This is a genomic window from Klebsiella sp. 141240, assembly GCF_050600805.1.
Taxonomy (GTDB): Bacteria; Pseudomonadota; Gammaproteobacteria; order Enterobacterales; family Enterobacteriaceae; genus Klebsiella; species Klebsiella aerogenes.
In genome coordinates this window covers 223,837-247,147 of the sequence record NZ_JAQIRK010000003.1, presented here as the reverse complement: position 1 = coordinate 247,147, position 23,311 = coordinate 223,837, and the positions used below count along the sequence as shown (strand labels likewise).

21 protein-coding genes are annotated in these 23,311 nt (G+C 53.5%); 10 read left to right on the top strand and 11 right to left on the bottom strand.

The window, feature by feature from the left end; genetic code table 11:
* Positions 1-631: 631 nt before the first annotated feature.
* The 4 genes from PGQ95_RS06940 (at position 632) to PGQ95_RS06925 (ending at position 3,565) form a co-directional block, all read left to right on the top strand.
* On the top strand, positions 632-2,029 hold the full coding sequence (locus PGQ95_RS06940; protein ID WP_430917444.1) for a cytochrome ubiquinol oxidase subunit I: 1,398 nt from the start codon (positions 632-634) through the stop codon (positions 2,027-2,029).
* The gene (gene cydB, locus PGQ95_RS06935; protein WP_430917442.1) at positions 2,029-3,039 is read left to right on the top strand and encodes a cytochrome d ubiquinol oxidase subunit II; all 1,011 of its coding nucleotides are present in this window, start codon (positions 2,029-2,031) and stop codon (positions 3,037-3,039) included. Before PGQ95_RS06940 ends, cydB begins: the two co-directional genes overlap by 1 nt.
* The gene (locus PGQ95_RS06930) at positions 3,039-3,164 is read left to right on the top strand and encodes a DUF2474 domain-containing protein (protein WP_087859527.1); all 126 of its coding nucleotides are present in this window, start codon (positions 3,039-3,041) and stop codon (positions 3,162-3,164) included. The genes cydB and PGQ95_RS06930 overlap by 1 nt, the downstream gene beginning before the upstream one ends.
* A 164-nt stretch (positions 3,165-3,328) precedes the next feature.
* Positions 3,329-3,565, top strand: a complete 237-nt coding sequence (locus PGQ95_RS06925; RefSeq protein WP_087859526.1) for a DUF2554 family protein — start codon at positions 3,329-3,331, stop codon at positions 3,563-3,565.
* A 9-nt stretch (positions 3,566-3,574) separates the two neighbouring features.
* Here the strand turns inward: PGQ95_RS06925 and PGQ95_RS06920 are convergent, their stop codons facing one another.
* Positions 3,575-5,536 (bottom strand): peptidase U32 family protein, encoded by a 1,962-nt coding sequence (locus PGQ95_RS06920; RefSeq protein WP_430917440.1) that lies wholly within the window; start codon positions 5,534-5,536, stop codon positions 3,575-3,577.
* Between the two features lie 233 nt (positions 5,537-5,769).
* The gene (locus PGQ95_RS06915; RefSeq protein WP_430917438.1) at positions 5,770-6,315 is read right to left on the bottom strand and encodes a helix-turn-helix domain-containing protein; all 546 of its coding nucleotides are present in this window, start codon (positions 6,313-6,315) and stop codon (positions 5,770-5,772) included.
* Between the two features lie 88 nt (positions 6,316-6,403).
* Here PGQ95_RS06915 and PGQ95_RS06910 point away from each other — a divergent pair, with 88 nt between their 5' ends.
* Positions 6,404-7,576, top strand: coding sequence for a benzoate/H(+) symporter BenE family transporter (locus tag PGQ95_RS06910; RefSeq protein WP_271032627.1), 1,173 nt, complete (start codon positions 6,404-6,406; stop codon positions 7,574-7,576).
* Here PGQ95_RS06910 and PGQ95_RS06905 read toward each other — a convergent pair.
* Complete coding sequence (locus PGQ95_RS06905) at positions 7,553-8,422, bottom strand: helix-turn-helix domain-containing protein (RefSeq protein ID WP_087859524.1); 870 nt, start codon at positions 8,420-8,422, stop codon at positions 7,553-7,555. The two genes, PGQ95_RS06910 and PGQ95_RS06905, sit on opposite strands and share 24 nt — an antisense overlap.
* 183 nt (positions 8,423-8,605) lie before the next feature.
* Here PGQ95_RS06905 and PGQ95_RS06900 point away from each other — a divergent pair, with 183 nt between their 5' ends.
* The gene (locus PGQ95_RS06900; RefSeq protein ID WP_213316169.1) at positions 8,606-9,502 is read left to right on the top strand and encodes a DMT family transporter; all 897 of its coding nucleotides are present in this window, start codon (positions 8,606-8,608) and stop codon (positions 9,500-9,502) included.
* Positions 9,503-9,547: 45 nt separating this feature from the next.
* Here PGQ95_RS06900 and PGQ95_RS06895 read toward each other — a convergent pair whose 3' ends face one another.
* A complete protein-coding gene (locus PGQ95_RS06895) occupies positions 9,548-10,216 on the bottom strand; it encodes a DUF3313 domain-containing protein (RefSeq protein ID WP_087859521.1) in 669 nt (222 codons plus the stop codon).
* A gap of 135 nt (positions 10,217-10,351) precedes the next feature.
* On the bottom strand, positions 10,352-11,944 hold the full coding sequence (locus tag PGQ95_RS06890; protein ID WP_183269070.1) for an ABC transporter substrate-binding protein: 1,593 nt from the start codon (positions 11,942-11,944) through the stop codon (positions 10,352-10,354).
* Between the two features lie 112 nt (positions 11,945-12,056).
* Between PGQ95_RS06890 and pepT the strand changes: the two genes are divergently transcribed.
* Positions 12,057-13,286 (top strand): peptidase T, encoded by a 1,230-nt coding sequence (pepT, locus tag PGQ95_RS06885; RefSeq protein ID WP_430917435.1) that lies wholly within the window; start codon positions 12,057-12,059, stop codon positions 13,284-13,286.
* On the opposite strand, the gene tehB is transcribed toward pepT, so the two are convergent.
* On the bottom strand, positions 13,283-13,879 hold the full coding sequence (gene tehB / locus PGQ95_RS06880) for a tellurite resistance methyltransferase TehB (RefSeq protein WP_430917433.1): 597 nt from the start codon (positions 13,877-13,879) through the stop codon (positions 13,283-13,285). The two genes, pepT and tehB, sit on opposite strands and share 4 nt — an antisense overlap.
* Before the next feature lie 2 nt (positions 13,880-13,881).
* Positions 13,882-14,880 (bottom strand): dicarboxylate transporter/tellurite-resistance protein TehA, encoded by a 999-nt coding sequence (gene tehA, locus PGQ95_RS06875; RefSeq protein WP_430917431.1) that lies wholly within the window; start codon positions 14,878-14,880, stop codon positions 13,882-13,884.
* A gap of 111 nt (positions 14,881-14,991) precedes the next feature.
* On the opposite strand from tehA, the gene ydcK reads away from it, so the two are divergent.
* Positions 14,992-15,972 carry a YdcK family protein gene (ydcK, locus tag PGQ95_RS06870; protein ID WP_430917429.1) on the top strand — a complete coding sequence of 327 codons (981 nt, stop codon included), beginning with the start codon at positions 14,992-14,994 and terminating at the stop codon, positions 15,970-15,972.
* Positions 15,973-15,976: 4 nt separating this feature from the next.
* On the opposite strand, the gene rimL is transcribed toward ydcK, so the two are convergent.
* Entirely contained in the window at positions 15,977-16,537 is a 561-nt protein-coding gene (gene rimL, locus PGQ95_RS06865; RefSeq protein WP_430917427.1) for a 50S ribosomal protein L7/L12-serine acetyltransferase, read from the bottom strand.
* 67 nt (positions 16,538-16,604) lie between these two features.
* Positions 16,605-18,260, bottom strand: a complete 1,656-nt coding sequence (locus tag PGQ95_RS06860; RefSeq protein ID WP_087859511.1) for a glucan biosynthesis protein D — start codon at positions 18,258-18,260, stop codon at positions 16,605-16,607.
* Between the two features lie 322 nt (positions 18,261-18,582).
* On the opposite strand from PGQ95_RS06860, the gene PGQ95_RS06855 reads away from it, so the two are divergent.
* Positions 18,583-19,671: an NAD(P)-dependent alcohol dehydrogenase gene (locus tag PGQ95_RS06855; RefSeq protein WP_430917425.1), complete on the top strand. Its 1,089-nt coding sequence runs from the start codon at positions 18,583-18,585 to the stop codon at positions 19,669-19,671.
* A 41-nt stretch (positions 19,672-19,712) separates the two neighbouring features.
* Here the strand turns inward: PGQ95_RS06855 and PGQ95_RS06850 are convergent, their stop codons facing one another.
* Positions 19,713-20,486, bottom strand: coding sequence for an ABC transporter substrate-binding protein (locus PGQ95_RS06850; protein ID WP_087859510.1), 774 nt, complete (start codon positions 20,484-20,486; stop codon positions 19,713-19,715).
* An 11-nt stretch (positions 20,487-20,497) separates the two neighbouring features.
* Positions 20,498-21,667 (bottom strand): pyridoxal phosphate-dependent aminotransferase, encoded by a 1,170-nt coding sequence (locus PGQ95_RS06845; RefSeq protein ID WP_087859509.1) that lies wholly within the window; start codon positions 21,665-21,667, stop codon positions 20,498-20,500.
* 285 nt (positions 21,668-21,952) lie between these two features.
* Between PGQ95_RS06845 and PGQ95_RS06840 the strand changes: the two genes are divergently transcribed.
* Positions 21,953-23,299: a cation:dicarboxylate symporter family transporter gene (locus tag PGQ95_RS06840; RefSeq protein ID WP_430917422.1), complete on the top strand. Its 1,347-nt coding sequence runs from the start codon at positions 21,953-21,955 to the stop codon at positions 23,297-23,299.
* Positions 23,300-23,311 lie beyond the last annotated feature (12 nt).

The following is a 23,311-nucleotide window of genomic DNA, read 5'->3' as shown; positions in this document are numbered from 1 at the left end:
AACGCACGGTATATCAATGCAAAACCCAATCGTTTGAACGTTGATATGAGTTGTTTCTCATGTTGTGAACCAACGATTAAAAAAGCTCGCTAACCTCGCATGAGATAAATTCATCACGCATCTAAAAATGAAGTAATTTCATGCTGAGGATAATAATAACTCAAATCATCAGATAGACTCCGCCACCCACAGCAAGCCAAAAAATAGTCATTATCAACAATGAGATAAGTAAACTTCGCAGTCCTTTCTTTGACAAACCGTCTCCCTTTTTTCATCAACTTAATATATAAAACCACAATGAATAACCAATTCACATAATAAATATGGATATTTAAAAACCAAACCCTGCAGCTAAACTCAGCACCGTTACAGGCTAGCAGAATAATTAATGAAATACAGCGCAAGCAATAAGGAAAATCGTAAACAAAAATGTGAAGTATCACAGGAATAAATTCACAATACGTAATTTATTATTTATAGTGACATGAGGATTGACTTCACAAATATGAAACAGAGATAGAAAGAATAACAATCCGCAACTGTTATCATAAAAAAGCGCTTTTCTGCCTCTGCTATCACTCCCCGCCACCCCTTAAAATTGCGCTGAATCAATTTTGTTGTGGAGTCCTGCATGTTCGGTCTTGATGCATTTCATCTGGCGCGGATCCAATTCGCCTTTACCGTCTCATTTCATATCATCTTTCCCGCGATCACCATCGGTCTTGCCAGCTACCTGGCGGTACTTGAAGGATTGTGGTTAAAAACAAAAAATCCTGTCTGGCGCTCGCTATATCATTTCTGGTCGAAAATCTTTGCCGTCAACTTTGGTATGGGGGTGGTCTCGGGGCTGGTTATGGCCTACCAGTTCGGCACCAACTGGAGTGGTTTCTCGCAGTTCGCAGGCAGTATTACCGGCCCGCTGCTAACTTATGAAGTTCTTACCGCCTTCTTCCTTGAGGCCGGTTTCCTTGGCGTGATGTTATTTGGCTGGAACCGCGTCGGCCCCGGCCTGCATTTTTTCGCCACCTGCATGGTGGCGCTGGGCACCATCATTTCCACGTTCTGGATCCTGGCCTCAAACAGCTGGATGCAAACGCCGCAAGGTTTTGAAATCGTTAACGGCCAGGTGGTACCCGTTGACTGGTTGGCCGTTATCTTTAATCCCTCTTTCCCCTACCGCTTATTCCATATGTCCGTTGCTGCGTTTCTTAGCAGCGCGTTATTCGTGGGCGCCTCCGCCGCATGGCATTTGCTTCGTGGCAACCGAACGCCTGCTATCCGCGCGATGTTCTCTATGGCGCTATGGATGACGCTGCTTGTCGCCCCCATTCAGACATTAATCGGCGATATGCATGGGCTTAACACCCTGAAACATCAACCAGCGAAAATTGCCGCTATCGAAGGACACTGGGAAAATCCGCCCGGCGAACCGACGCCGCTGCTGCTGTTCGGCTGGCCGGACATGCAACAAGAACGTACCCGCTACGGGCTGGAGATACCTGCCCTCGGCAGTCTGATCCTCACCCACAGCCTCGATAAACAGGTGCCGGCGCTGAAGGAATTCGCCCCGCAAGATCGCCCTAACTCAACCATTGTCTTCTGGTCATTTCGTCTGATGGCGGGCCTGGGAATGCTGATGATTCTGCTTGGCGTCATTGCCCTATGGCTGCGCTATCGCCAGCGTTTGTATACCTCAAAACCTTTCCTGCGCTTCGCGTTATGGATGGGGCCTTCCGGACTGATTGCGATTCTGGCTGGCTGGGTGACCACCGAAGTCGGCCGCCAGCCGTGGGTGGTCTACGGCGTACAGCGCACTTCCGAGGCCGTATCAGCTCACGGCGATCTGCATATGACCGTTAGCCTGCTGGCCTTTATTGCCGTCTACAGCTCGGTATTCGGTGTTGGCTATAGCTATATGCTGCGCCTGATCCGCAAAGGGCCGCAAGAGCAGGTACCTGTGCCATCAGGAACGCCCGCGCGTCCGCTTTCTGCCGTTACGGATGGTTTTCAGCACAAGGAGTCCCGCTAATGGGTATTGATTTATCGGTTATTTGGTTTGTTATCATCGTGTTCGCCACCCTGATGTACATCGTCATGGACGGTTTCGACTTAGGGATCGGGATACTATTTGCCGCCGTACGCGGCGGTGAAGAGCGCGACGTGATGGTTAACAGCGTCGCACCGGTATGGGATGGCAATGAAACCTGGCTGGTGCTTGGCGGCGCAGGCCTCTTCGGCGCTTTTCCGCTGGCCTATGCGGTGATTATCGACGCGCTGTCGGTGCCGCTCACCCTGATGCTGATCGGGCTTATTTTTCGCGGCGTGGCCTTTGAGTTTCGCTTCAAAGCGACCCCCTCGCACCGCCCTTTCTGGGATAAGGCTTTTCTGGGCGGATCGCTACTGGCGACATTCACCCAGGGCATGGTCGTCGGCGCGGTCATTCATGGTTTTCCGGTCAGCGGTCGCAGCTTTAGAGGCGGAATGTGGGATTGGCTCACGCCATTTACCCTATTCTGCGGTCTCGGCCTCACCGTTGCCTACGCGTTGCTGGGCGCCAGTTGGCTGGTAATGAAAAGCGAGAATCCGCTGCAGAATACCATGCGCAGAATTTCACGCCTTCTGCTGCTGGCCTTACTGATAGTGATAGCGGCGATTAGTCTGTGGACGCCGCTCTCCCAGCCGGCGATCGCCGAGCGCTGGTTTAGCCTGCCGAATCTGGTTTACCTGCTGCCGGTACCGCTGCTGGTTATCGCCATCAGCGCCTGGCTATGGCGCACGCTTGGGCAACGCGACGGTCATTGCCTGCCGTTCGTGTTGACCCTGGGGCTCGTTTTTCTTGGGTTTAGCGGACTTGGGATCAGCATTTGGCCGAATATTATCCCGCCGGGAATCACGTTGTGGCAGGCCGCGGCGCCGCCGCAAAGCCAGGGCTTTATGCTGGTTGGCGCGCTACTGATTATTCCCGTCATTCTTGGTTATACCTTTTGGAGCTACTACGTCTTCCGCGGCAAAGTTCAACCTGGCGAGGGATATCACTGATGGAGAGATCATGGATAAAACGTTTACTATGGCTGGCAGCCATATGGGGAGCTAGCGTGCTGGCGCTGGGCGCCATCAGCATGATTTTCCGCCTGCTGATGAACGCCGCCGGGCTTCGCGCCTGAAAAAAAATCTATTCCCTGGCCTGGCGCTTATCGCGTCAGGCTTTTTTTTCATCTTTCTTCAGCCTTGCCTGACAAAGCCTTGCGCTTCTTTGATAACCAGGCAGAAAAACCAATATTAAATCAATCATATTAATCATGCGTTATTTATTGATATGGAAAATGATATGTGGCGGAGAGGAATAGCGGCAGTGGTGCTGATGTGCGGATTATTCTCCGGGCATCTGCTCGCCCAACGTCAGGGGCATGATTATTTCCCGGTGCAAAGCCTCGAACAGCAGTTACTGCACGAGGCTGATTGCGATGAGCTACGCAGCCGGGCTGAGGATACCGCCAGCTCGCTGCGCGAGCATCACCACCGGCAGTATGCGCGCAAAGCAAAGGCGCATAACTGTCCGCCGTGAGAACGGCCCTTACGCGCCTTTACGCTTGGGCAACGTTTTCATCAGCTCGTCAGGACTGACGGAGGCGACGATACTGCCCGGATGCGGCATCTTGAGGATGTGATTTTTGATTTTACCCACCACGTGCATTTCGCATGGACGGCAATCAAATTTCAGCGTTAACACTTCGTCACCATGGATCAGCTGCATCGGCGTCGCCTTCCAGCTCTTAATCGAGCCTTTAGCCTGCTTCGGACATAGGTTGAAGGCAAAACGCAGGCAGTGCTTGGTGATCATCACCGGCACGTCGCCCTTCTCTTCATGAGCTTCATACGCCGCATCGATCAGCTGTACGCCATAGCGCTGGTAGAAAGCGCGCGCTTTGTGGTTATAAACGTTCGCCAGGAACGACAAATGCGTTTCCGGATACACCGGCGGTGGTACGGAGACCGGTTTACGCGTACCGCGCTGCCAGGCATCGAGGCGCGCCCGATCGAGCATCTCTGCCGTTTCACGGCGCAGTTGGTTAAGCATACTGTTCGGTACAAACAGCGCAGGCAGATTAATCTGCACATCACGCGGGTAGTAAATAGTCTGCCCGAGCTTCGCCACGCCATCTCGCAGATTGGCCAGCGCTTTTTCCGCCTGGGTCGCTTCGGCGAATTCGCCATCCAGTGTATGCGTGACGCTGACGCCGTCTTCGCAGGTCATGGTCAGCACCAGCTGTTCCTGCCAGCCGCTCAGCGCGATATCAACCGCAATGCGGCGCTCGCTGGAAGTTTTCAGTAGCGCCTGCTGCCAGTTATGATCGAGGTTACGATTAAGCGCCTCGTGCGGACGCACTTTATGCAGGTCTGCCGGCATTTCGTTTGGCCAGACGCGATAACGATTTTGCCCCGTTTTCTCCACCGTATTGGCGCGGAAGCCGACAACTTCACGTTTGATCATCACATTCAGACCGTCGCCGTTAGTCAACGCGTCGGTCACTTCGACATCGAGATAATCTTTTCCGACTTTTAATACTTCGCCTACCGGCAGGCCGATAAATTTCGGCGAATCAAACGCGCCGATATCGCCCTTACGCGCGTTAACAAAATAGTCGGTGCTGCCGCGATGGAACGTTTTATCGGTCGACGGCACGAAGAAGTGTTCGGTGCGCCCGGCGGAAGAACGCGCGAGATCGCCGCGGTCTTCAATAATACGATCCAGCATCTGACGATAGTGAGCGGTGATATTTTTCACATAACTCATATCCTTATAACGCCCTTCAATCTTAAAGGAGCGCACGCCGGCGTCGATCAATGCCGCCAGGTTGGCAGTCTGATCGTTATCTTTCATCGACAATAAATGTTTTTCATAGGCCACGACGCGCCCCTGATCGTCTTTCAGGGTGTAAGGCAGGCGGCAAGCCTGAGAGCAGTCGCCGCGGTTGGCGCTACGTCCGGTTTGCGCGTGAGAAATATAGCACTGACCGGAATAGGCTACACATAAGGCGCCGTGAATAAAGAACTCGATAGTCGCGTCGGTATTATCGTAGATCGCTTTAATTTGATCGAGGTTGAGTTCGCGGGCCAGAACAATCTGGCTGAAGCCTGCATCAGAGAGAAACTTAGCCTTCTCGACGCTGCGAATATCGCACTGGGTGCTCGCGTGCAGCTCAATCGGCGGCAGATCCAGCTCCATAATCCCCATATCCTGCACGATCAGCGCATCAACGCCGGTCTCGTACAGATCGGTAATCAGCCGTTGCGCGGGTTCCAGTTCATCATCATGAAGAATGGTATTCAGCGTCACAAACACCTTCGCGCCAAAGCGATGCGCAAAAGGCACCAGGTTGGCGATATCGCTCAGGCTATTGCTGGCATTATGCCGCGCGCCGAAGCCCGGCCCGCCGATATAGACCGCGTCGGCGCCGTGTAAAATCGCTTCACGGGCGATCCCGGCATCGCGGGCAGGACTAAGAAGTTCAAGATGATGGTTTTGCAGGCGCATACGCTCGTCGTTATCCGTTATAGGGGGTCGAAATGGCGGCTATTGTAGTCAGAACTGGGCGTAGACGAAAACATTTTCCGCCGCACCCACACAGCGAATTTGCAGAAATCGGCAAAGCATTGAAGAAAAAGCTATTTCTCATGAAAACCCGGCAAGGTTACAGTGGCTGCGTATTCCGGATTTTCCTCGTCACGTTGTGAATTTTAGTCTCAGTCATCTTGATTGGCCGCGGATTAATCCGCGGCTTTTTCTTTTGGATAATGAATCAGTGAATGAAAGTGCGCCGTCTGCGCGCCGCTATTGCGGTAAGCGTGCGTCAGGTCGCCGGCAAAGCGCCGCCCTTCTCCCGCCTGCAATGAATGCCACTGCCCCTGCAGACATAAATCCAGCGTACCGCTAATGACCACGACATGTTCAATGACGCCGGTCTCATGCGGCGTCGATTCGCTCAGCGCGCCGGGGGCGAGGGTAATTGAAAAATGGTCAAAACGTAGCTCAGGATCCCAGGGAAAAATCGGCGTCACCACCATCGCCTGCTGCTGTGGGTCGAAGGCAGCGGGCGCTGCGGCCTCATCAGCGACAATAAAAGTCGAAAACGCCACATTGAGGCCAGTGGCTATCTTCCACAACGTCGCGACCGTTGGACTGGATTCATTACGTTCAATTTGCCCGAGCATCGCCTTTGATACTCCGGTTTCTTCCGCCAGCCGCGACAAACTCCAGCCGCGCTGCTGACGCAGGCTTTTCAGCGTCAATGCCAGATGTTGGGCAATATTCATTGGGGGCTCCTCGTCATTTTCTTGATATTACCAGTTGTACGCTATAACGCACAATGCTACCTTCGTCGTATGTTATAACGCACAAGAGGTGTTCATGCGTTCGTTTACCCTTCCCATCCCCACGCTGCTCGCGGGATTTGTCGCCGTGCTGGTAGGCTACGCCAGCTCCGCCGCCATCATCTGGCAAGCGGCCGCCGCCGCTGGCGCCGACGCCGGGCAAATAGCTGGCTGGATGACCGCCCTTGGCCTGGCAATGGGCGTCAGCACGCTGGTATTAACGCTATGGCGGAAAGTCCCCATTCTCACCGCATGGTCAACTCCAGGCGCGGCTTTACTGGTCAGTGGATTACAGGGAGCGACGCTGGCGCAGGCGGTGGGAATATTTGTTTTCGCCAACGCCCTGATTCTGCTATGCGGCGTGACGGGACTGTTTGCCCGCCTCATGAAGATCATTCCGCATTCGCTGGCGGCGGCAATGCTGGCGGGGATCCTACTGCGTTTTGGTCTGCAGGCATTTGGCAGTTTGCAGGATAATCTCCCGCTATGCGGCGGGATGTTCGCCGCCTGGCTGTTATGCAAAGCGCTTTACCCACGTTTTGCGGTCGTTGCGGCGTTAGCGGCGGGCGGGATCATCGCCCTGCTAACCGGCGCGCTGTCGCCAGTGGCAAACGATATGGTTTTTGTTGCTCCGCAGTGGATTACGCCGCAGTTCACCCCTTCGCTACTGCTCAGCGTCGGTGTACCGTTTTTCCTTGTCACCATGGCGTCACAGAACGCGCCCGGCCTGGCGACCATTCAGGCATCAGGCTATCGGGTTCCGGTCTCGCCGCTTATCGTATTCACCGGCGCGCTGGCGCTGCTATTCTCACCATTTGGCGTCTATTCCGTGTGCATCGCCGCCATTACCGCCGCCATCTGCCAAAGCCCGGATGCGCATCCGGATGCGGATAAGCGCTGGCTCGCCGCAGCGGCGGCCGGTGTGTTTTATCTGTTGGCGGGGCTATTTGGCGGTTCGATAACCGCGCTAATGGCGGCGCTGCCGCCGGTGTGGATCCAGATGCTGGCGGGGCTGGCATTGTTAGGAACCATTAGCGGCAGCCTCTATCAGGCGCTGGGGCATGAAAACGAGCGCGACGCCGCAGTAGTAACATTTTTAGTCACCGCCAGCGGTGTTAGCCTTGCAGGCGTCGGTTCGGCCTTTTGGGGGCTGGTCCTCGGCGGTATCAGCTATATGCTGTTAACCACGCTGCGCCGCGCGTAGCTGGCTTGGCGTAAGACCCGTGGCGCTCTTAACCCGGTGACTAAAATGGCTGGCGGAGCTAAATCCGCAGGCCAGCGCTATCTCGGTCAACGGCCGTTGGGTGTGGCAAATCAGATGTTGCGCCTTGATCATCCGCCGCTGCATCACATACTGGTGCGGCGCCATATTCATTGACTGGCGGAACATCCGCGCAAAATGGTATTCGCTAAGCGACGCCTGGGCGGCAAGATCGGCAAGCGTAAGCGGCTGCTCGAGGTGCTCCTCAATCCACGCCAACAGATTACGCAACAGATGCGGCGCCAGGCCACCGGTAACCGTCGGCAGACGCCACTGGACGTTCGAATAGTTTTGAATCAGATGCGTTAACAGCAGCGTACTGGCCGAGCTTAACAGTAATTGATTAGCCTGCTGGCGCCAGTCGTTATCGAGCAGAAACTGACGATAAACCGCGGTAATTTTGTCATCGCTGGCGAAGGTTTTTTCCTGCAAGGTGAAAGACGCCGGGCTGCGGTCCCAAATTTGCTCGCCGACGCGGCGTAGGTGCTCATCGGTGCAATAGAGATGAACGAACGAAAGATCGCCGCGAATATCCCAGGTGCTTTCGTCCCCCTTTGGCATCAGACAAAAACGATCCGGCCCGCCGCCGTTCCTCCAGCCGTAGGGCGTTTTTTGGTAGCTTTCGTAACCATCGGCAATATACAGGCTCAATGTGTGGTGGTCGCTGCGCACCGTGATCCGGTCAAGGTCGTTGTACCACGCGGCAAGCTGGATCCCGGAATTGAGTTCTACGGTCCCCCGCAGCACCGCATTCTGTTGTTGTAATGTTTCGAACGTCCCGTATGCCATAGCCTTCACATCGTTTTTAATCCGCAGACCTCTAGTCTATGAATTGTCATCACCGCTTACCAGCATTGACCATGAGCTTGTGAAAAATAAGCGCAAGATTTTGCAAGTCAGCAACAAAACGGTGACAGCGCTTTGCCAGGAAAAATCGCACACTTACGCCAGGCATATTAAAGGAGAGACATTTTGAACGCATTACTCTACGGGCTGGTGGTGGTTATCTGGGGTACCACATGGATTGCTATCTTTTTACAACAAGGGCCCGTCGCCGCGCCGGTATCGATTTTCTGGCGCTTTGCCGTCGCCAGCGTCACTATGCTGACAATTTTGCTGATTACCCGCCGCCTGCGCCCGCTGGCGATGCGCGATCATCTGTTTTGCATGCTGCAAGGCTGCTGCGTCTTTTGCTTTAACTTCTGGTGTTTTTATACCGCCGCGGCGCATATCAATACCGGCCTTGAGTCGGTGATCTTTTCGATGGCGGTATTATTTAACGCGATCAATAGTTTTATTTTCTTCCGCCAGCAGCCACCGGGGCGCTTTTGGCTGGCTGCGGCACTGGGGCTCGCAGGAATTGTCACCCTTTTCTGGGACGATCTCCTCGCCAATGGTCTAAACGCGTCGCTGCTGTGGGGAATTGGCCTGAGCGCCCTGGGAACGTACGGTTTTTCATTAGGCAACATGTTGAGTATTCGCCACCAGCGCCGCGGGCTTGAGACATTAACCACCAATAGCTGGGCCATGTTTTACGGCACCCTGGTGATGGGGGCGATCGCGCTGCTGCGCGGCGATAACTTTACGCCGCAGTGGACCTGGAGTTATATGGGCGCCCTGCTGTATCTGGCGTTGTTCGGTTCGGTTATCGCGTTCGGCGCTTATTTCACTCTGGTAGGCCGTATCGGGGCCAGCAAAGCGGCCTATAGCACGCTGCTTTTCCCGCTGGTGGCATTAACTATCTCCACCTTCTACGAAGGTTACGTCTGGCATAGCAATGCGGTGATAGGTCTGGCGTTAATACTGGTAGGAAATCTTGTGATGTTCGCCCGCCCCGAACAGCTGTTTTTGCGCCGCCGGCTGGCCTAATAATAAGCCCGTCAGGCATCGCGCCAGACGGGCTTAACGCATCAATTACTTCTGTGACGGATCGAATTTCACCGCGTCGATCGCCATATCATCAATCACCTGTTTCAACGTATCAGCGGTCAGCGGCGTGCTCTCATTAGACAGCGTTTTGCCTTCGCCCTTACGTACAACTTTAATAACCGGTTTATTGGTCTTCGCGTCGATCAGTTCGCCTTCGAAGTAGAGATTCGTGTCCATCGTGCGATGGCCGGTTGCCGCCTGGGTACCCGCGACAATCATCGCCACCGGGATCACTTCATAGAACTGCAGACCTTCTTTACTGGTATCAACACCGGTGATTGCGCCGCGGAAAATCAGGCTGCGCGGGCCAGCCGTAGTCGCCAACGGTTTACGTTCGCTGATGGCCTGTTTCATCTGCTTGTTGGTGTAATTGAGGATGTCCTGCAGCGCTTTCTCCCCTACCTGAGTCGTTGGTTTCGGCACCGGGTAGTAGGTGATTGGACGGTAGACAACATTGTCGTAATTGCTCGGATTGTAGTCCGGGGAGATCCAGCGCAGCTCTGGTTTGCCGGAAGCCGAGGTAGTCTCTTTTAACTTAGAGTAATCTTTTAAGAACCCGGAATACTGATTCGGTTGCGCCAGTTTGGATGCACAACCGGTTAATGCCAGTAGCCCGGCCAGAGCGGCTACTTTAAATAACGTTTTCGTACGCATGGATGATCCCTGTAAATGCAGTTTGTCGGCAAGATTTATAACAAATTCCCACGCTAAGTTTTGTGACAAAAAAGGTGGTCCGTCAACTCCTTGCAAAAAATAAATCCGCCAACGCGGCGGATTTATTTATGGTGTTTATTTTACGTCCACTTGATAAAAAATATGTTTACCAAACGGGTCGATTTCATACCCGGTCACCGATTTACTTACCGGCTCAAAAATAGTTGAGTGCGCAATCATCACGGCCGGCATTTGATCGTGCATCATCTGCTGCGCCTGTTTATACAAAGCTTCTCGTTGTGGCCTGTCGGTGATGGTTTTGGCTTCGGCGATAATTTTATCAAACGGCGCGTAGCACCATTTCGCCGAATTAGAACCGCCGTTGGCCGACTGGCAGGTAAATAATGGGCCAAAGAAGTTATCCGGGTCGCCGGTCGCGGTGGTCCAGCCCATCAACGCCGCCTGATGCTCGCCGTCTTTCACCCGCTTAAGGTATTCGCCCCATTCATAGGTGGTGATTTTGGTCTGCACGCCGATTTTAGCCCAGTCGGCCTGGATCATTTCCGCCATCCGTTTCGCATTCGGGTTATAGGGACGCTGAACCGGCATCGCCCACAGGTCGATGGTGATGGGACCCTTCACGCCGGATTCACGCAGCAGCACTTTGGCTTTTTCCAGATCCCAACTGTAGTCCTGCAGATCGGCATCTGCACTCCAGACGCCAGGCGGCAGCAGATTTTTCGCTACCGTACCGGTACCGTGGAACACCGCGTCAATAATTGCCGGTTTGTTGATAGCCATAGCCAATGCCTGGCGTACCTTAACGTTATCCAGCGGCGCTTTCTGCGTGTTGAAGGCAAGGAACCCGGTATTAAGCCCGGCTTTGCTCATCAGATTGATCTGCGGATTCTCTTTCATCCGCGGTAAATCGGCGGGATTGGGGAATGGCATGACCTGACACTCATTTTTCTCAAGCTTAGCGTAACGCACCGAGGCATCAGGCGTAATACTAAATACTAGACGATCGATTTTCGCTTTTCCCTGCCAGTAATCAGGGAATGCGGTAAACAAAATCCGCGAATCTTTTTGGTATTGCGCCAGCTTAAATGGCCCGGTCCCGATGGGATCCATATCAACGCGCTGCGGGGTTCCGGCTTTCAGCATCGCATCGGCATATTCTGCAGAGAGGATTGAAGCAAAATACCAGCCGAGGTCAGCGACAAAAGGCGCCTCGGGGTGCGCGAGGGTAAAACGCACCGTATATTCATCCGGTTTATCAATTGCGGTAATTAACGAACCAAACTCCAGGCTTTCAAAATTGGAGTAGTTGCCATTAGAGACGTTATGATAAGGGTTATTCGGATCCTTTTGCCGCATAAAGGAAAAAATAACGTCATCGGCATTAAAATCACGGGTCGGTTTAAAATACTTATTACTTTGGAATTTAACGCCCTTGCGTAAGTGGAAAGTATAAACTTTGCCATCGTCGCTCACCTCCCAGCTTTCCGCCAGGCTGGGCTGCAATTCCGTGGTGCCAACTTTAAAGTCCACCAGCCGGTTATATATCGGTACCGCGCTGGCATCGACGCTGGTCCCGGAAGTATAAAGCTGCGGATTAAAGTTTTCCGGCGAGCCTTCAGAGCAATAAACCAGTGTTTTCGCATTCACAGCGGAACTCACCGCTAATGCCGCTATCGTCAGAGCTATTGAAGTAAATGTGCGTTGCATGCGTTTCCCTTTTCATTTTTTGACTAATGAATAGCTTTTTGTTTTATTGCCCATAGATAACACTAAAGCCAGATTGCAAACACCCGAAATAATAAATTAAGAAGGAAACACTATGGCCTCGCCCTTAACCAGACAATTAACCCAGCGCTTCTTTCGCTATCTGGCTATCACCAGCCAAAGCGATCCACGAGCAACCACGTTACCCACGACGCCCGGACAACATCAGATGGCGCAGGCGTTAGCGGACGAGCTACGTCAGTTTGGCCTTGACGATATCGTTGTCGACGAGCACGCGACCGTAACGGCGGTAAAAAAAGGCACCGTCCCCGGTGCGCCGCGGATCGGCTTTATCACGCATATTGATACCGTTGATGTCGGACTGTCGCCGGATATTCATCCGCAAATTCTGCGATTTACTGGTGAAGATCTCTGCCTTAATTCGGAACAGCAAATCTGGCTGCGGGTTAACGAGCATCCGGAAATTCTGGCCTACCGTGATGAAGAGATTATTTTCAGCGACGGCACCAGCGTACTGGGTGCCGATAACAAAGCGGCGGTGACCGTTGTCATGACGCTGCTGGAAAACCTGACCGCCGAACATAAGCATGGCGATATCGTCGTGGCGTTCGTCCCGGATGAAGAAGTGGGTCTTCGCGGGGCAAAAGCGCTGGATCTCTCGCGTTTTGCCGTCGATTTTGCCTGGACCATCGACTGCTGCGAACTGGGCGAGATCGTTTATGAAAACTTTAACGCCGCCTCTGCGGAGATACGGTTTACCGGCGTAACCGCACACCCGATGTCCGCCAAAGGCGTATTAGTTAACCCGCTGTTAATGGCTACCGACTTCATGAGCTATTTCGACCGCCAGCAGACGCCGGAGCACACCGCCGGGCGCGAAGGCTACGTATGGTTTAACGGTATTCATGGCGATCAGAACAGCACAAGGTTGCAGGCCAACATTCGCGATTTCGATCTGGACAGCTTTAACCGCCGTAAACAACAGATTGGCGAAGCGGCAGAGAAAATCGCCGCCCAGTACCCTACTGCCAGGGTTGAATTCACGATAAGCGATACTTACAGCAATATCAGTAACGCCATTGGCGAAGACCGCCGGGCTATTGACCTGATGTTCACCGCGATGGAAAGCCTCGGTATAACGCCAAAACCCACGCCGATGCGCGGCGGTACCGACGGCGCAGCGTTATCGGCAAAGGGGCTGCTGACGCCGAACTTCTTCACCGGCGCGCATAATTTCCATTCGAAATTCGAATTTTTGCCGCTGCGCGCCTTTGAGGCCTCCTATCTAACCGCCCTGCAGCTGTGCCTGCTGGCGGCGGATTAAGCCGGTTTACGCGCCAGCATCGTGGCGAAGCGTAGCTTGATGCGGTTGCCGCTGGCGTCGGTGCGGTGCAATTCGCCGACATCTTCGTTGTACTTGAGGAACTGCCAGCCAGCATAATAGTCGCGCAGTTCTTCAGGTTTGAAGGCGAACGGGAAACCCACGGTACAAGGGTAATCTTCGGTATCCATGGCTGCCACAATCAGGTTATAGCCGCCAGGCTTCGTGCAGCGCTGCATGTTGGCGATAAGACCAGGGATGGTTTTAGCTTCCAGGAACATCATCACCACTGTAGAAAGAATAAAATCATACTCGCCATCAAAACTCAGCGTATTCAGATCCTTAATCGCCGTCTGCAGGTTTTCCAGTCCTTCTGCCTGACGAATGGTCTCCAGATTATCGATACTCATGGGATTCTTATCCCACGCAGTGACGTTGTAACCTTTCGCCGCCAGATACAGGCTGTTGCGACCATTGCCGCAGCCGAGGTCAAGCGTTTGGCCCGGCTGCATCAGCGAGGCGGCATACACCACTTCTGAGTGGGTGCGCGTGAGGCCATATTTTTCTGTAAAGTAGTTTTCGTCACGAGTCGTCATGATTAATCCTTGTTTGGCAATAAAGTGGCACGGTCTACGCGAATTAACAGTTTACCCCGCACCAGCAGAAGAAAGGTACGCAGCAGCAGCAGGCCGATAATCAGGTTGCTAAAAATAAATAAGGGGATCGCCAGCGTATGGAAAAAACCGTGCGGCTGAGCGTGCCCCAGATGCAGGCCGGTGGTCGCCAGTGCGGAAATCCCGAACGAGAAGCTCCAGAATGAAGCATTAAACGGCTGCTGCAGATACCACGGCATCAGGCGCAGCATAAATAGCAACTGCAACAGCCCGTAACCAAATAACATTTTGGCAAACGTATCACCGTCGCCGCCATTGACGCTGAGCCACGCGCTACAGGCCACCAGAGCAGGCGCCAGCTGGATGCCCAACGATGTCCGCAATGCCGCCGGTAGCTCGCCGTTGCTGCGCAAACGCTGTAGGATTACCGGCTCCAGGCTGAGCCAGGAGAAGACGCCGGCGCCGAGAAACACCAGTCCGGCATCGCTGAATCCCAGCGCGCCGCAGGCCATGGCGCTGATAAAATTGTTGGCGACAGTCGGCAGATATAAACCGGGCGTCGTCGCCGCTCCCGGATGTTTACCCCGCCACAGCCCGGCGCTCTGCCAGGCCGCATAGCATAGCTGCAGCACTACCCCGATAATAAATAACCCCAATGATAACGCTCGGTACCAGGGGACAAAGCCGATTGCCACCAACAGCGTTGTCGCCGGAAGCAAACTGACAAAACTGCTGGCCACTGGATGACGCATCTCCTGTAGCACGCTCCACGGGAAACGGATGGCCCGTGCAATAAACGCTATCATTAATAGTGCCCAAATAATCGTCGCCAGCACCACCAACGCATCGCCAATAATCCTGCTCACCGGCCAGAGGGTACTGGCATAGCGCCAGGCGAATCCCATGCCAATAATTCCCAGCACTATACCAAAATAGCCAGCCGGTAGATTCAGCACCCGGTCGCTTACTGCGTTTTTATTCATTTTATTTAAACTTTCAATTTAATTTTAAGTTGCATTTTAAAGGAACCTTATAAAACGCGCTACGGAGATTTTTGCTATGTTTATGTTAACCAACGGTAAAGAGAGATACTGATGAATAAATATCGTCTGAGCGAGCACGCCCGCCTGTATCATTTCGAAGAAGACGGAATTAAACATAGCGTAAATCTGCGGCAAATCGTGGCGCTGATTGATTTCTCGGACGTTAAGGCGGGTAGCGAAGGTGGCTGGCTCGATGATGAAGCCGCTTTAAGCCAGGGCGGCGACTGCTGGATATATGACGCCAATAGCGTCGTCTTTGCTGGCGCGCACGTTGACGACAACGCCCGTCTGACCGGCACCTGCGTAATAAGCCACGGGGCGACGATTAGCGATAACGCCTGGCTTGATAATGTTGAGGTAAGTCACGGCGCCAGGATAAGTGACAACGTCACTATAAAGCAATCGCAAATCCGTGGTGTCTGCCGAATCGCCGACCAGGCGCGTATTCTCCCCCATTGTCTGGTGATTGCCGCTCAGGGGCTGACTTCTGATGCCGACAAAGTGCTGCAAATTTATCAGCGCGCCACGGTCAGCGCCTCACGGATTGTTCATCAGGCGCAAATCTACGGTGATGCCGTAGTTGAGCATGCTTTTGTTGAACACCGTGCCGAAGTGTTCGATAACGCACGTATTGAAGGTAATGAAGATAACGATGTATGGATATGTGACAACGCCCGGGTCTACGATTGCGCGCGACTGGTTGCCGGGCGCGGCGAGGATCAAATCCCGACTCTGCGCTATAGTGCGCAAGTGGGTGAAAACGCCGTGGTCGAAGGCAACTGCCTGTTAAAGCATCGCGTCATGGTCGGCGGGCACGCCCATCTTCTCGGCGGGCCCATTCTGCTGGATGACGAGATACTCATCGAAGGACATGCGACGATTCGTGGCGATGTGATTATCGAACATCAGGTAGAAATCTGCGGTAACGCCTGTATCGAAGCGCTGGAGGGTGACAAAATTCATCTTCGCGGGCGCAAAATCGTCAGCGGCGACGAGCATATCACCCGTACGCCGCTGCTGGGTTCGCTATAGCCACTTATTGCGGGTCGATAATCCGCGCGTAGATATTCTGATCGTCATACGCGCCATTTAAAAACTCGGCCTGCTTCAGACAACCTTCCAGTTGGAAACCATTGCGCAGCGCCACCTGATTACTGCGCTGGTTGGCGACCCGACATTTAATAACGAAACGGCGCACGATGCCCGTTTGCGCATAATGGTGGATAAACGCCTGTAACGCCTGTGATAACAGTCCCTGCCCCTGATGGTTTTGATCGATCCAGTAGCCGATATAGGCCGTCTTGTTCAACGGTTCAATCTGGTTAAATGACAGTACGCCGATCATCTGCCTCTGTAAAAACAGCAGGAACATTTTTGCATAACCGCGCTGGTGCAGCATCACGTTTCCCTGCACATGGCGCCGGGTTTCATCTTCACTCAGCACTTCCGCAGGCCAGCTTAACGTATGCTGCAACCAGTCACGGTTTTTGAGCACCAGTTGATGTAGCTCACTGACGTAACGTTCGTCAACCGCACGCAGCGCCAGCTGTTCGTTGACCGGGATAGTTTCGATGGTGGGGCCGTTTTCGGCAGTCATGGCAATATCTCACTGATAAACAACAACGCCCGCAGAAGCGCGCCGCGGGCGGGTATCAACGACCTGGTTATTTCATAATCCGGTCATCAACGTAGTTACGCCGATCCGCCGCAGGCGGGAAGTACTGATACAGCCACGTTTCGCTGATAGCGTCGCCACGGCAGCGCAGGAACATGCGCATCTCCACCGGATCGGTGGAATCTGAAGTCGGATACCAGTCAAAGAGAATTCGATAGCCGTCAAACGGCTCGACGTAGAGGATCTCTACCTGCTTAGCCTCGCCGCTGGAGAGCGTAATCACCGGCTCAATGCCTTTCGGCGCCGCGGCTTTCAGGTCGCCGCCAACAAAATCGATAGCAAAGCGGCGCGCCCATTTGTCCGGATAATGTTCACCCGGCGCCCATCCTTCCGGGAAGCCGCCCATTCCGGTACGTGTCGCCAGCACTCGCGCCAGCGGAGAGCGTACCGGCGGTTGCGCGCTCCAGTACAAGCGGTAGCTAAAGTCCAGTTGATCACCCGCTTTTACCGGTTTTTCCGGCTGCCAGAAGCAGACGATATTGTCCAACGTTTCGCCGGTAGTCGGGATTTCCATCAGGCTAACGGCCCCTTTTCCCCACTGATTACGGGGCTCCACCCACAGGCTCGGGCGCTTGTTATACCAGCCCATCACATCCTGATAATGGCTGAAATCGCGATCCAGCTGCAGCAGGCCAAATCCCTTCGGGTTTTTATCCTGGAACGCGTTGAACTGCAGCTTTTGCGGATTATTCAGCGGACGACAAATCCACTCGCCGTTGCCGCGCCACATCGACAGGCGGTCAGAATCGTGGATTTGCGGATGGATGGTATCGCACATCCGGCGTTCGTTATTACCGCAGCTGAACATGCTGGTCATCGGCGCAATGCCCAACTGCTTAATGTCTTTGCGCGCATAGAGATGATTTTCGACATCCATGATCACCTGCGTTTCCTGGCAATTCACGGTGAACTTATAAGCGCCGGTGACGCTTGGGCTATCGAGCAGCGCGTAAACGGTGAACACCGTCGCGCCAGGTTTGACGGTTTCAAACCAGAATGACGTGAAATCCGGGAACTCTTCCGGCGTATCGGTAAAGGTGTCGACGGCCAGACCACGCGCCGACAGGCCGTACTGGTAAGTGCTGTCGACCGCGCGGAAGTAGCTGGCGCCCAGGAAGGCGACGATATCGCGGCGCGCCAGTTCCGGCGCCTTAAACACGCGGAAACCGGCGAAACCAAGATCGGTCTGCCCTTCCAGCTGTTTGGTGTCAACGCCGGCGTCGTTGTACTGGAACAGCTCCGGACGGAAATGTATCTCCCGCGCCTGCTGAGACTGCGCGTCCAGCGAGAACATGCGCACCCGGCGGCGGAAGCCCATACCAACATGGAAAAACTGGATATCCAGCTTACGCTCTTCAACGTTATTCCACAGCGAATGCGCCGCATCATACTGAATGCTGTTATAGGCCTGAGGGGTCAGATTCGCCAGCGTCGGCGGCAGGTCACGCGGCGCGCCGCCCCACGGCTGACGGGCTAAGTCATGAGCCATCGCCTGCAGGACGGAAAAGTCAAAGCGGCGCGTCTGGCCATCGGCGATAGCAGAGTCCGCGGCGAAAGCCGCTTTAGTGAATAACGAGGCGACTCCTGACGTTCCGCATACGGCGGCAACAGCCATGGATGATTTAAGAAAACGTCTGCGGTTCATGCCTGGAAAAGCGTCCTTTTTGAGAGTTCGACGGATACGCAACGTTGCAAACATCTGCGTCGTGAATTCCGCTCACTCTAGACAAAAATGATTGATAATCCAATTGTTGGCAGGCGAAAAGCATGAAAAAAAAGATGTCCACCGGAACAGACTGAATAACCACCCAGCGATCGCTATCGCTGAGCTGTTTTGGCGAACACGCGCCGATCCGATACCTAACCGTTTTTACCCGCATTTTGTTTATTTTCAGCACGAACAGGATAAATTTTCATCAGGCCAGGTGTAATCTCTACTCTCCAGGGAAAAATGTCAGGAGTATCTAATGAAAGTAAAAGCCGCCGTGACGTTGGGTTATCAACAGCCATTTAGCATTAAAAATATTCAGGTTAGCGCCCCTAAAAAAGACGAAGTGATGGTAAAAATTGTCGCCACAGGCGTTTGTCATACCGACGCGGTGATCCGCGATAACGCCGGGATCCTGCCGATGCCCGCCATTCTTGGCCACGAAGGCGCAGGTATCGTGGTTAACGTCGGTGATGCCGTTCGTGGGGTCGAAATTGGCGATCACGTGGTACTGAGCTACGCCGCCTGCCATCACTGCGAAAACTGCCTCACCAACCATCCTTCCGCGTGCGAAAGTTTCAATGACTTAAACTTTGGTGGACGCTTAGACGATGGCACCACCCCTTATCGTCTGGATGATCAAGAATTATCCGTCTTCTTCGGTCAATCTTCGTTTAGTCAGTATGTGGTCACCAAAGCGACGAATGCTATTGTTGTCGACCGTGAAGTCGAACTATCGCTTCTTGGTCCGCTGGGTTGCGGAATTCAAACCGGTAGCGGCACGGTGTTAAATCGACTAAAACCGGTGGCCGGGGAATCGCTGGTGGTATTCGGCTGCGGCGCGGTTGGTTTAAGCGCCATTATGGCTGCAAAGCTCACCGGCTGTAGCCAAATCATCGCCGTCGATATTCATGCGAACCGCCTTGAGCTGGCAAGTGAACTCGGCGCAACCCACGTGATCAATGGCAAACAGGAAGATAGCGTTGCGGTTATTCGCCAACTGACCGGCAAAGGCGCGCACTACGCCATCGAAACTACCGGCGTCGCCGCCATCGTTCTGCAGGCAATCCACGCGATTAAGCCGTTAGGCACGGTGGCGGTCGTCGGCTTTACGGGCGATATCACCTTTAATGTCCAAAACGATCTAATGGCGGAAGGTAAATCATTGATAGGAGTAATCGAAGGAGACGCCGTGCCGCAGCTGTTTATCCCGCAGCTGGTACAGTTTTATAAACAAGGAAAATTCCCCATTGATAAGCTTATCGAATTCTATCCGCTCGAAGAGATTAATCAGGCTTTCGCAGATTCAGCTTCCGGTAAAGTCATCAAACCGGTGGTGCTGATGTAATGCGGGCGGCTCTTTGCGAAACAAAGAGCCGCAAGTAAAGATTATTTCACACTGACGTCGATACCGGGGAAGTACTTCGCCGCCAGGCGGGTGATAGTGCCGTCGGCGCGCACTTTATCAATTGCCGCGTCGAGCTGTTTTTTAGTTGCCTCATCGCCCTTGCGCAAGCCGTAGCCAATACCGCTGCCCAGAATCGTATCATCAGCCACCGGCTTACCGATAAAACCGAATCCTTTACCCTGCGGCTTACTGAGGAACCCGGCCTGCCCGGCCGCGGACATCACCAGCGAGGCGTCGATACGGCCGTTAAGCAGATCGGCCCACGCCATGTTCTGGTCTTTATAGGAAACCACCGTGACGCCGTGTTTTTCCCAATGCTCTTTGGCAAAGGTTTCCTGAATCGAGCCCTGTAGCACGCCGATGGTTTTGCCCTTCAGCCCATCCGGCGTCGCCTGCATACCGCTGTCGGCCTTGCCCACCAGCTGTGAAGGAATACGGTAGATCGGCTGGGTGAAATCAATACTCTTGCGCCGCTGTTCGGTAATGTTCATCGCCGAATTAATCGCGTCGAATTTCTTCGCCACCAGTCCCGGAATGAGCGCATCAAAGGAGGTTTCGACCCAGCTGCATTTCAACTGCGCGGCCTGACAAATCGCGTTGCCGAGGTCAATATCAAAACCCTGCAACTCCCCTGCCGGATTACGGCTTTCGAACGGCGGATATTCCGCCTCCACGCCGTAGCGTAATTCGCTGGCGGCAAAGCTTGATACGGTACACAGCATTCCCAAAGCAAGAGTTAGGGCTTTTATTTTCATCGTCTGGCTCCTTAACGCGGCTTAACGCGGCACAGCGCCTGCGCGCCAGCCCGCAATGTGGCTTCATCTTTGGCAAAAGAGAGCCGAATCAGTTTGTTATCAGTACCATCGGTATAAAATGCCGATAGCGGAATCGTGGCGACGCCGTATTCGGTAATCAGCCGCTTAACCATCTCGCTGTCATGCTCATCGCTGAAATGGCGATAATCCGCCAGCATGAAGAAAGAGCCGGCGCTCGGCAATAAGCGGAACGGCGAGTCTTGCAGCAGTTGCTGGAGCAAATCACGCTTTTGCTGATAAAAAGCAGCCAGCGACAGCCATGAAGCCGGGTTCTGCATATGCTCTGCAAAAGCGTACTGCATCGGCGTATCGGCAGAAAACATGAGGAACTGATGTACCTTGCAGATCTCATCCATCAGCGCCGCTGGCGCCACGCAATAACCAACCCGCCAGCCGGTCACGTGGTAGGTCTTGCCGAAGGAAGAGATAATCACGCTGCGTTCCGCTAGCTGCGGATGGGTCGCCATGCCGTGATGCTTTTCGCCGTCGAAGACTACGTGCTCGTAGACTTCGTCGGACAAAACCACGATATCGGTATTGCGGATCAGCATCGCCAGTTGATTAAGGTCGTCGGCGGATAGTACCTGGCCGCTTGGATTATGCGGCGTATTAATGATGATCATCCGCGTCTTCGGGGTAATCGCGGCGCGCACCTCGTCCCAGTTAATCGCGAAATCCGGCACGGTGAGCTTAATCGCCACCGGCGTCGCGCCTTGCAGACGCACTATCGGGGCATAGCTATCAAACGAAGGCTCAAAGTAAATCACCTCGTCGCCAGCATGTACCAGCCCGGCAATGGCGGAATAGATCCCCTGGCTGGCGCTAGCGGTAACCAACACTTCGTTATCGACATCATATTGCGTGCCATATAACGTGGCGATTTTGTCAGCGATACGCTCTTTTAAAGCCCGCAGGCCGGTCATCGGCGCGTATTGATTATGTCCGGCGGTCATCGCCTGCGTCACGCCGGCCACCAGATGTGGGTCGCAGGCAAAATTAGGCGCACCCTGAGAGAGATTAATCGCGTTATGCTGCGCTGAAAGCTGGCCAATAACGGTAAAAATCGTGGTGCCGACATCCGGCAATTTCGAGCGAGTGGTGACCGAAGCACTAAGAGCCATGATTAATCCTTTCTCGTTTTATTTGCATATCCATTCAAACCAAAGCGACTTCAGGCGACAAGCGAATTGTTATCATAAGAGCTATGCATTCCGATCATGGCTCAGGACGCCTTTAAAACATGACGGGGCTAACACTCAGGCCATAAACCACAATTTTTGTATGCCTTATACTATTCAATTCTTTATAATCCCCAGCGGTTCTAAGGCTACTGACCGTCTTAGAGAAATTTAGAATATATCTCTTTCCGGCATTTCAGGTGCTGAATGGGGCAAGAGGCAAATCTTATGTTTATTACGCCAGCGTATATCGCGTTATTTATAATCGCATCATGGGGACTTTTTAAACTCGACCAAAAAAGCAACTCGTTATCAAAAAGCGTTTTTATCGCTATCTTTCTCGGCGCCCTTCTCGGATTATCGCTCCATTTCATTGCCAACGAACCGCGTAAAACGGTCATTGATTGGTACAGTATCGTCGGCAACGGCTATGTTAATTTGCTGAAACTTGTCGCGGTTCCGCTGATTTTTATTTCAATTTTGTCAGCGATTAACAAACTCGAAAATAGCGCCGGTATTGGCCGAATGTCCTTAACCATCGTCGCCTGCATGCTGTGTCTGGTAATGATTGCGGGTTGGGTCGGCCTGTTTACCGCTAACCTGATCGGTCTCGACGCCAGCGCATTCAGCCATATGCAATCGACGCTGACCGCCGAAGACGTCAGCAAAACCGCAGCCGTTTCGCTACCCCAACTGGTCACTTCGCTGATCCCGACAAATATTTTTCTCGACCTGACCGGCGCGCGCAGCGTATCGGTTATCGGCATCGTCATCTTTACCCTGCTGGCCGGCGTGGCGTTATTGAAGGTGAAAAAAGAGGCGCCGGAGGAAGGTCAAAAATTAAGTAGCGGGATTAACGCGATTCAAATTTGGGTGATGAAGATGGTACGTATCGTCATAGCGCTGACGCCATACGGTGTCCTCGCATTGATGGCAAAAGTCTTTTCAACCTATCAGCTAGCGCAATTCACCAGCCTGCTAGGCTTTATCGCCGCCTGTTATCTGGCAGTCGCCATGATGTTTATCGTGCATGCGATTCTGCTGACTATTAGCGGTCAAAATCCTCTGCGCTACTTTAAAACGGTGTGGCCGGTGCTTACCTTCGCTTTTGTTTCCCGCAGCAGCGCGGCTTCGATTCCATTAGCGATTACCGCTCAGGAAAAATTCGGCGTGCCGAATACCATCGCCAACATTGCCGCCTCTTTTGGTTCCAGTATGGGGCAAAACGGCTGCGCCGGAATCTATCCGGCCATCATGGTGGCCATGATTGCGCCCACGCTAGGTATCGACCCACTGTCGTTCTCGTTTTTAGCCAGCTTACTTCCGGCTATCGCTCTGGGCTCAATTGGCGTCGCAGGCGTCGGCGGCGGCGGGACATTTGCGGCGTTGATTGTCCTGTCTACGCTCAACTTCCCGGTGGCGCTGGTCGGCATTTTTATCGCCATTGAGCCAATTGTCGATATGGCGCGTACCGCGCTGAATGTGAATGGGTCGATGATGTCTGGCGTACTGGCGACGCGGCTATTGAAAAATCAACGTACAAAGTCGCACCCTGTCGCCTCGATGAGTGAATAATCCCGTCTGATT

Excerpts from the sequence above, each read along its gene's own strand:
- PGQ95_RS06905 (WP_087859524.1), bottom strand. The coding sequence starts at position 8,422 with ATGGCATACGGGACGTTCGAAACATTACAACAACAGAATGCGGTGCTG.
- PGQ95_RS06890 (WP_183269070.1), bottom strand. The coding sequence starts at position 11,944 with ATGCAACGCACATTTACTTCAATAGCTCTGACGATAGCGGCATTAGCG.
- PGQ95_RS06840 (WP_430917422.1), top strand. The coding sequence starts at position 21,953 with ATGTTTATTACGCCAGCGTATATCGCGTTATTTATAATCGCATCATGG.
- ydcK (WP_430917429.1), top strand. The coding sequence starts at position 14,992 with ATGAATAAATATCGTCTGAGCGAGCACGCCCGCCTGTATCATTTCGAA.
- cydB (WP_430917442.1), top strand. The coding sequence starts at position 2,029 with ATGGGTATTGATTTATCGGTTATTTGGTTTGTTATCATCGTGTTCGCC.
- PGQ95_RS06845 (WP_087859509.1), bottom strand. The coding sequence starts at position 21,667 with ATGGCTCTTAGTGCTTCGGTCACCACTCGCTCGAAATTGCCGGATGTC.
- rimL (WP_430917427.1), bottom strand. The coding sequence starts at position 16,537 with ATGACTGCCGAAAACGGCCCCACCATCGAAACTATCCCGGTCAACGAA.
- PGQ95_RS06860 (WP_087859511.1), bottom strand. The coding sequence starts at position 18,260 with ATGAACCGCAGACGTTTTCTTAAATCATCCATGGCTGTTGCCGCCGTA.
- tehB (WP_430917433.1), bottom strand. The coding sequence starts at position 13,879 with ATGACGACTCGTGACGAAAACTACTTTACAGAAAAATATGGCCTCACG.
- PGQ95_RS06895 (WP_087859521.1), bottom strand. The coding sequence starts at position 10,216 with ATGCGTACGAAAACGTTATTTAAAGTAGCCGCTCTGGCCGGGCTACTG.
- PGQ95_RS06930 (WP_087859527.1), top strand. The coding sequence starts at position 3,039 with ATGGAGAGATCATGGATAAAACGTTTACTATGGCTGGCAGCCATATGG.
- PGQ95_RS06855 (WP_430917425.1), top strand. The coding sequence starts at position 18,583 with ATGAAAGTAAAAGCCGCCGTGACGTTGGGTTATCAACAGCCATTTAGC.
- PGQ95_RS06920 (WP_430917440.1), bottom strand. The coding sequence starts at position 5,536 with ATGCGCCTGCAAAACCATCATCTTGAACTTCTTAGTCCTGCCCGCGAT.
- PGQ95_RS06915 (WP_430917438.1), bottom strand. The coding sequence starts at position 6,315 with ATGAATATTGCCCAACATCTGGCATTGACGCTGAAAAGCCTGCGTCAG.
- PGQ95_RS06925 (WP_087859526.1), top strand. The coding sequence starts at position 3,329 with ATGTGGCGGAGAGGAATAGCGGCAGTGGTGCTGATGTGCGGATTATTC.
- pepT (WP_430917435.1), top strand. The coding sequence starts at position 12,057 with ATGGCCTCGCCCTTAACCAGACAATTAACCCAGCGCTTCTTTCGCTAT.
- PGQ95_RS06850 (WP_087859510.1), bottom strand. The coding sequence starts at position 20,486 with ATGAAAATAAAAGCCCTAACTCTTGCTTTGGGAATGCTGTGTACCGTA.
- tehA (WP_430917431.1), bottom strand. The coding sequence starts at position 14,880 with ATGAATAAAAACGCAGTAAGCGACCGGGTGCTGAATCTACCGGCTGGC.
- PGQ95_RS06940 (WP_430917444.1), top strand. The coding sequence starts at position 632 with ATGTTCGGTCTTGATGCATTTCATCTGGCGCGGATCCAATTCGCCTTT.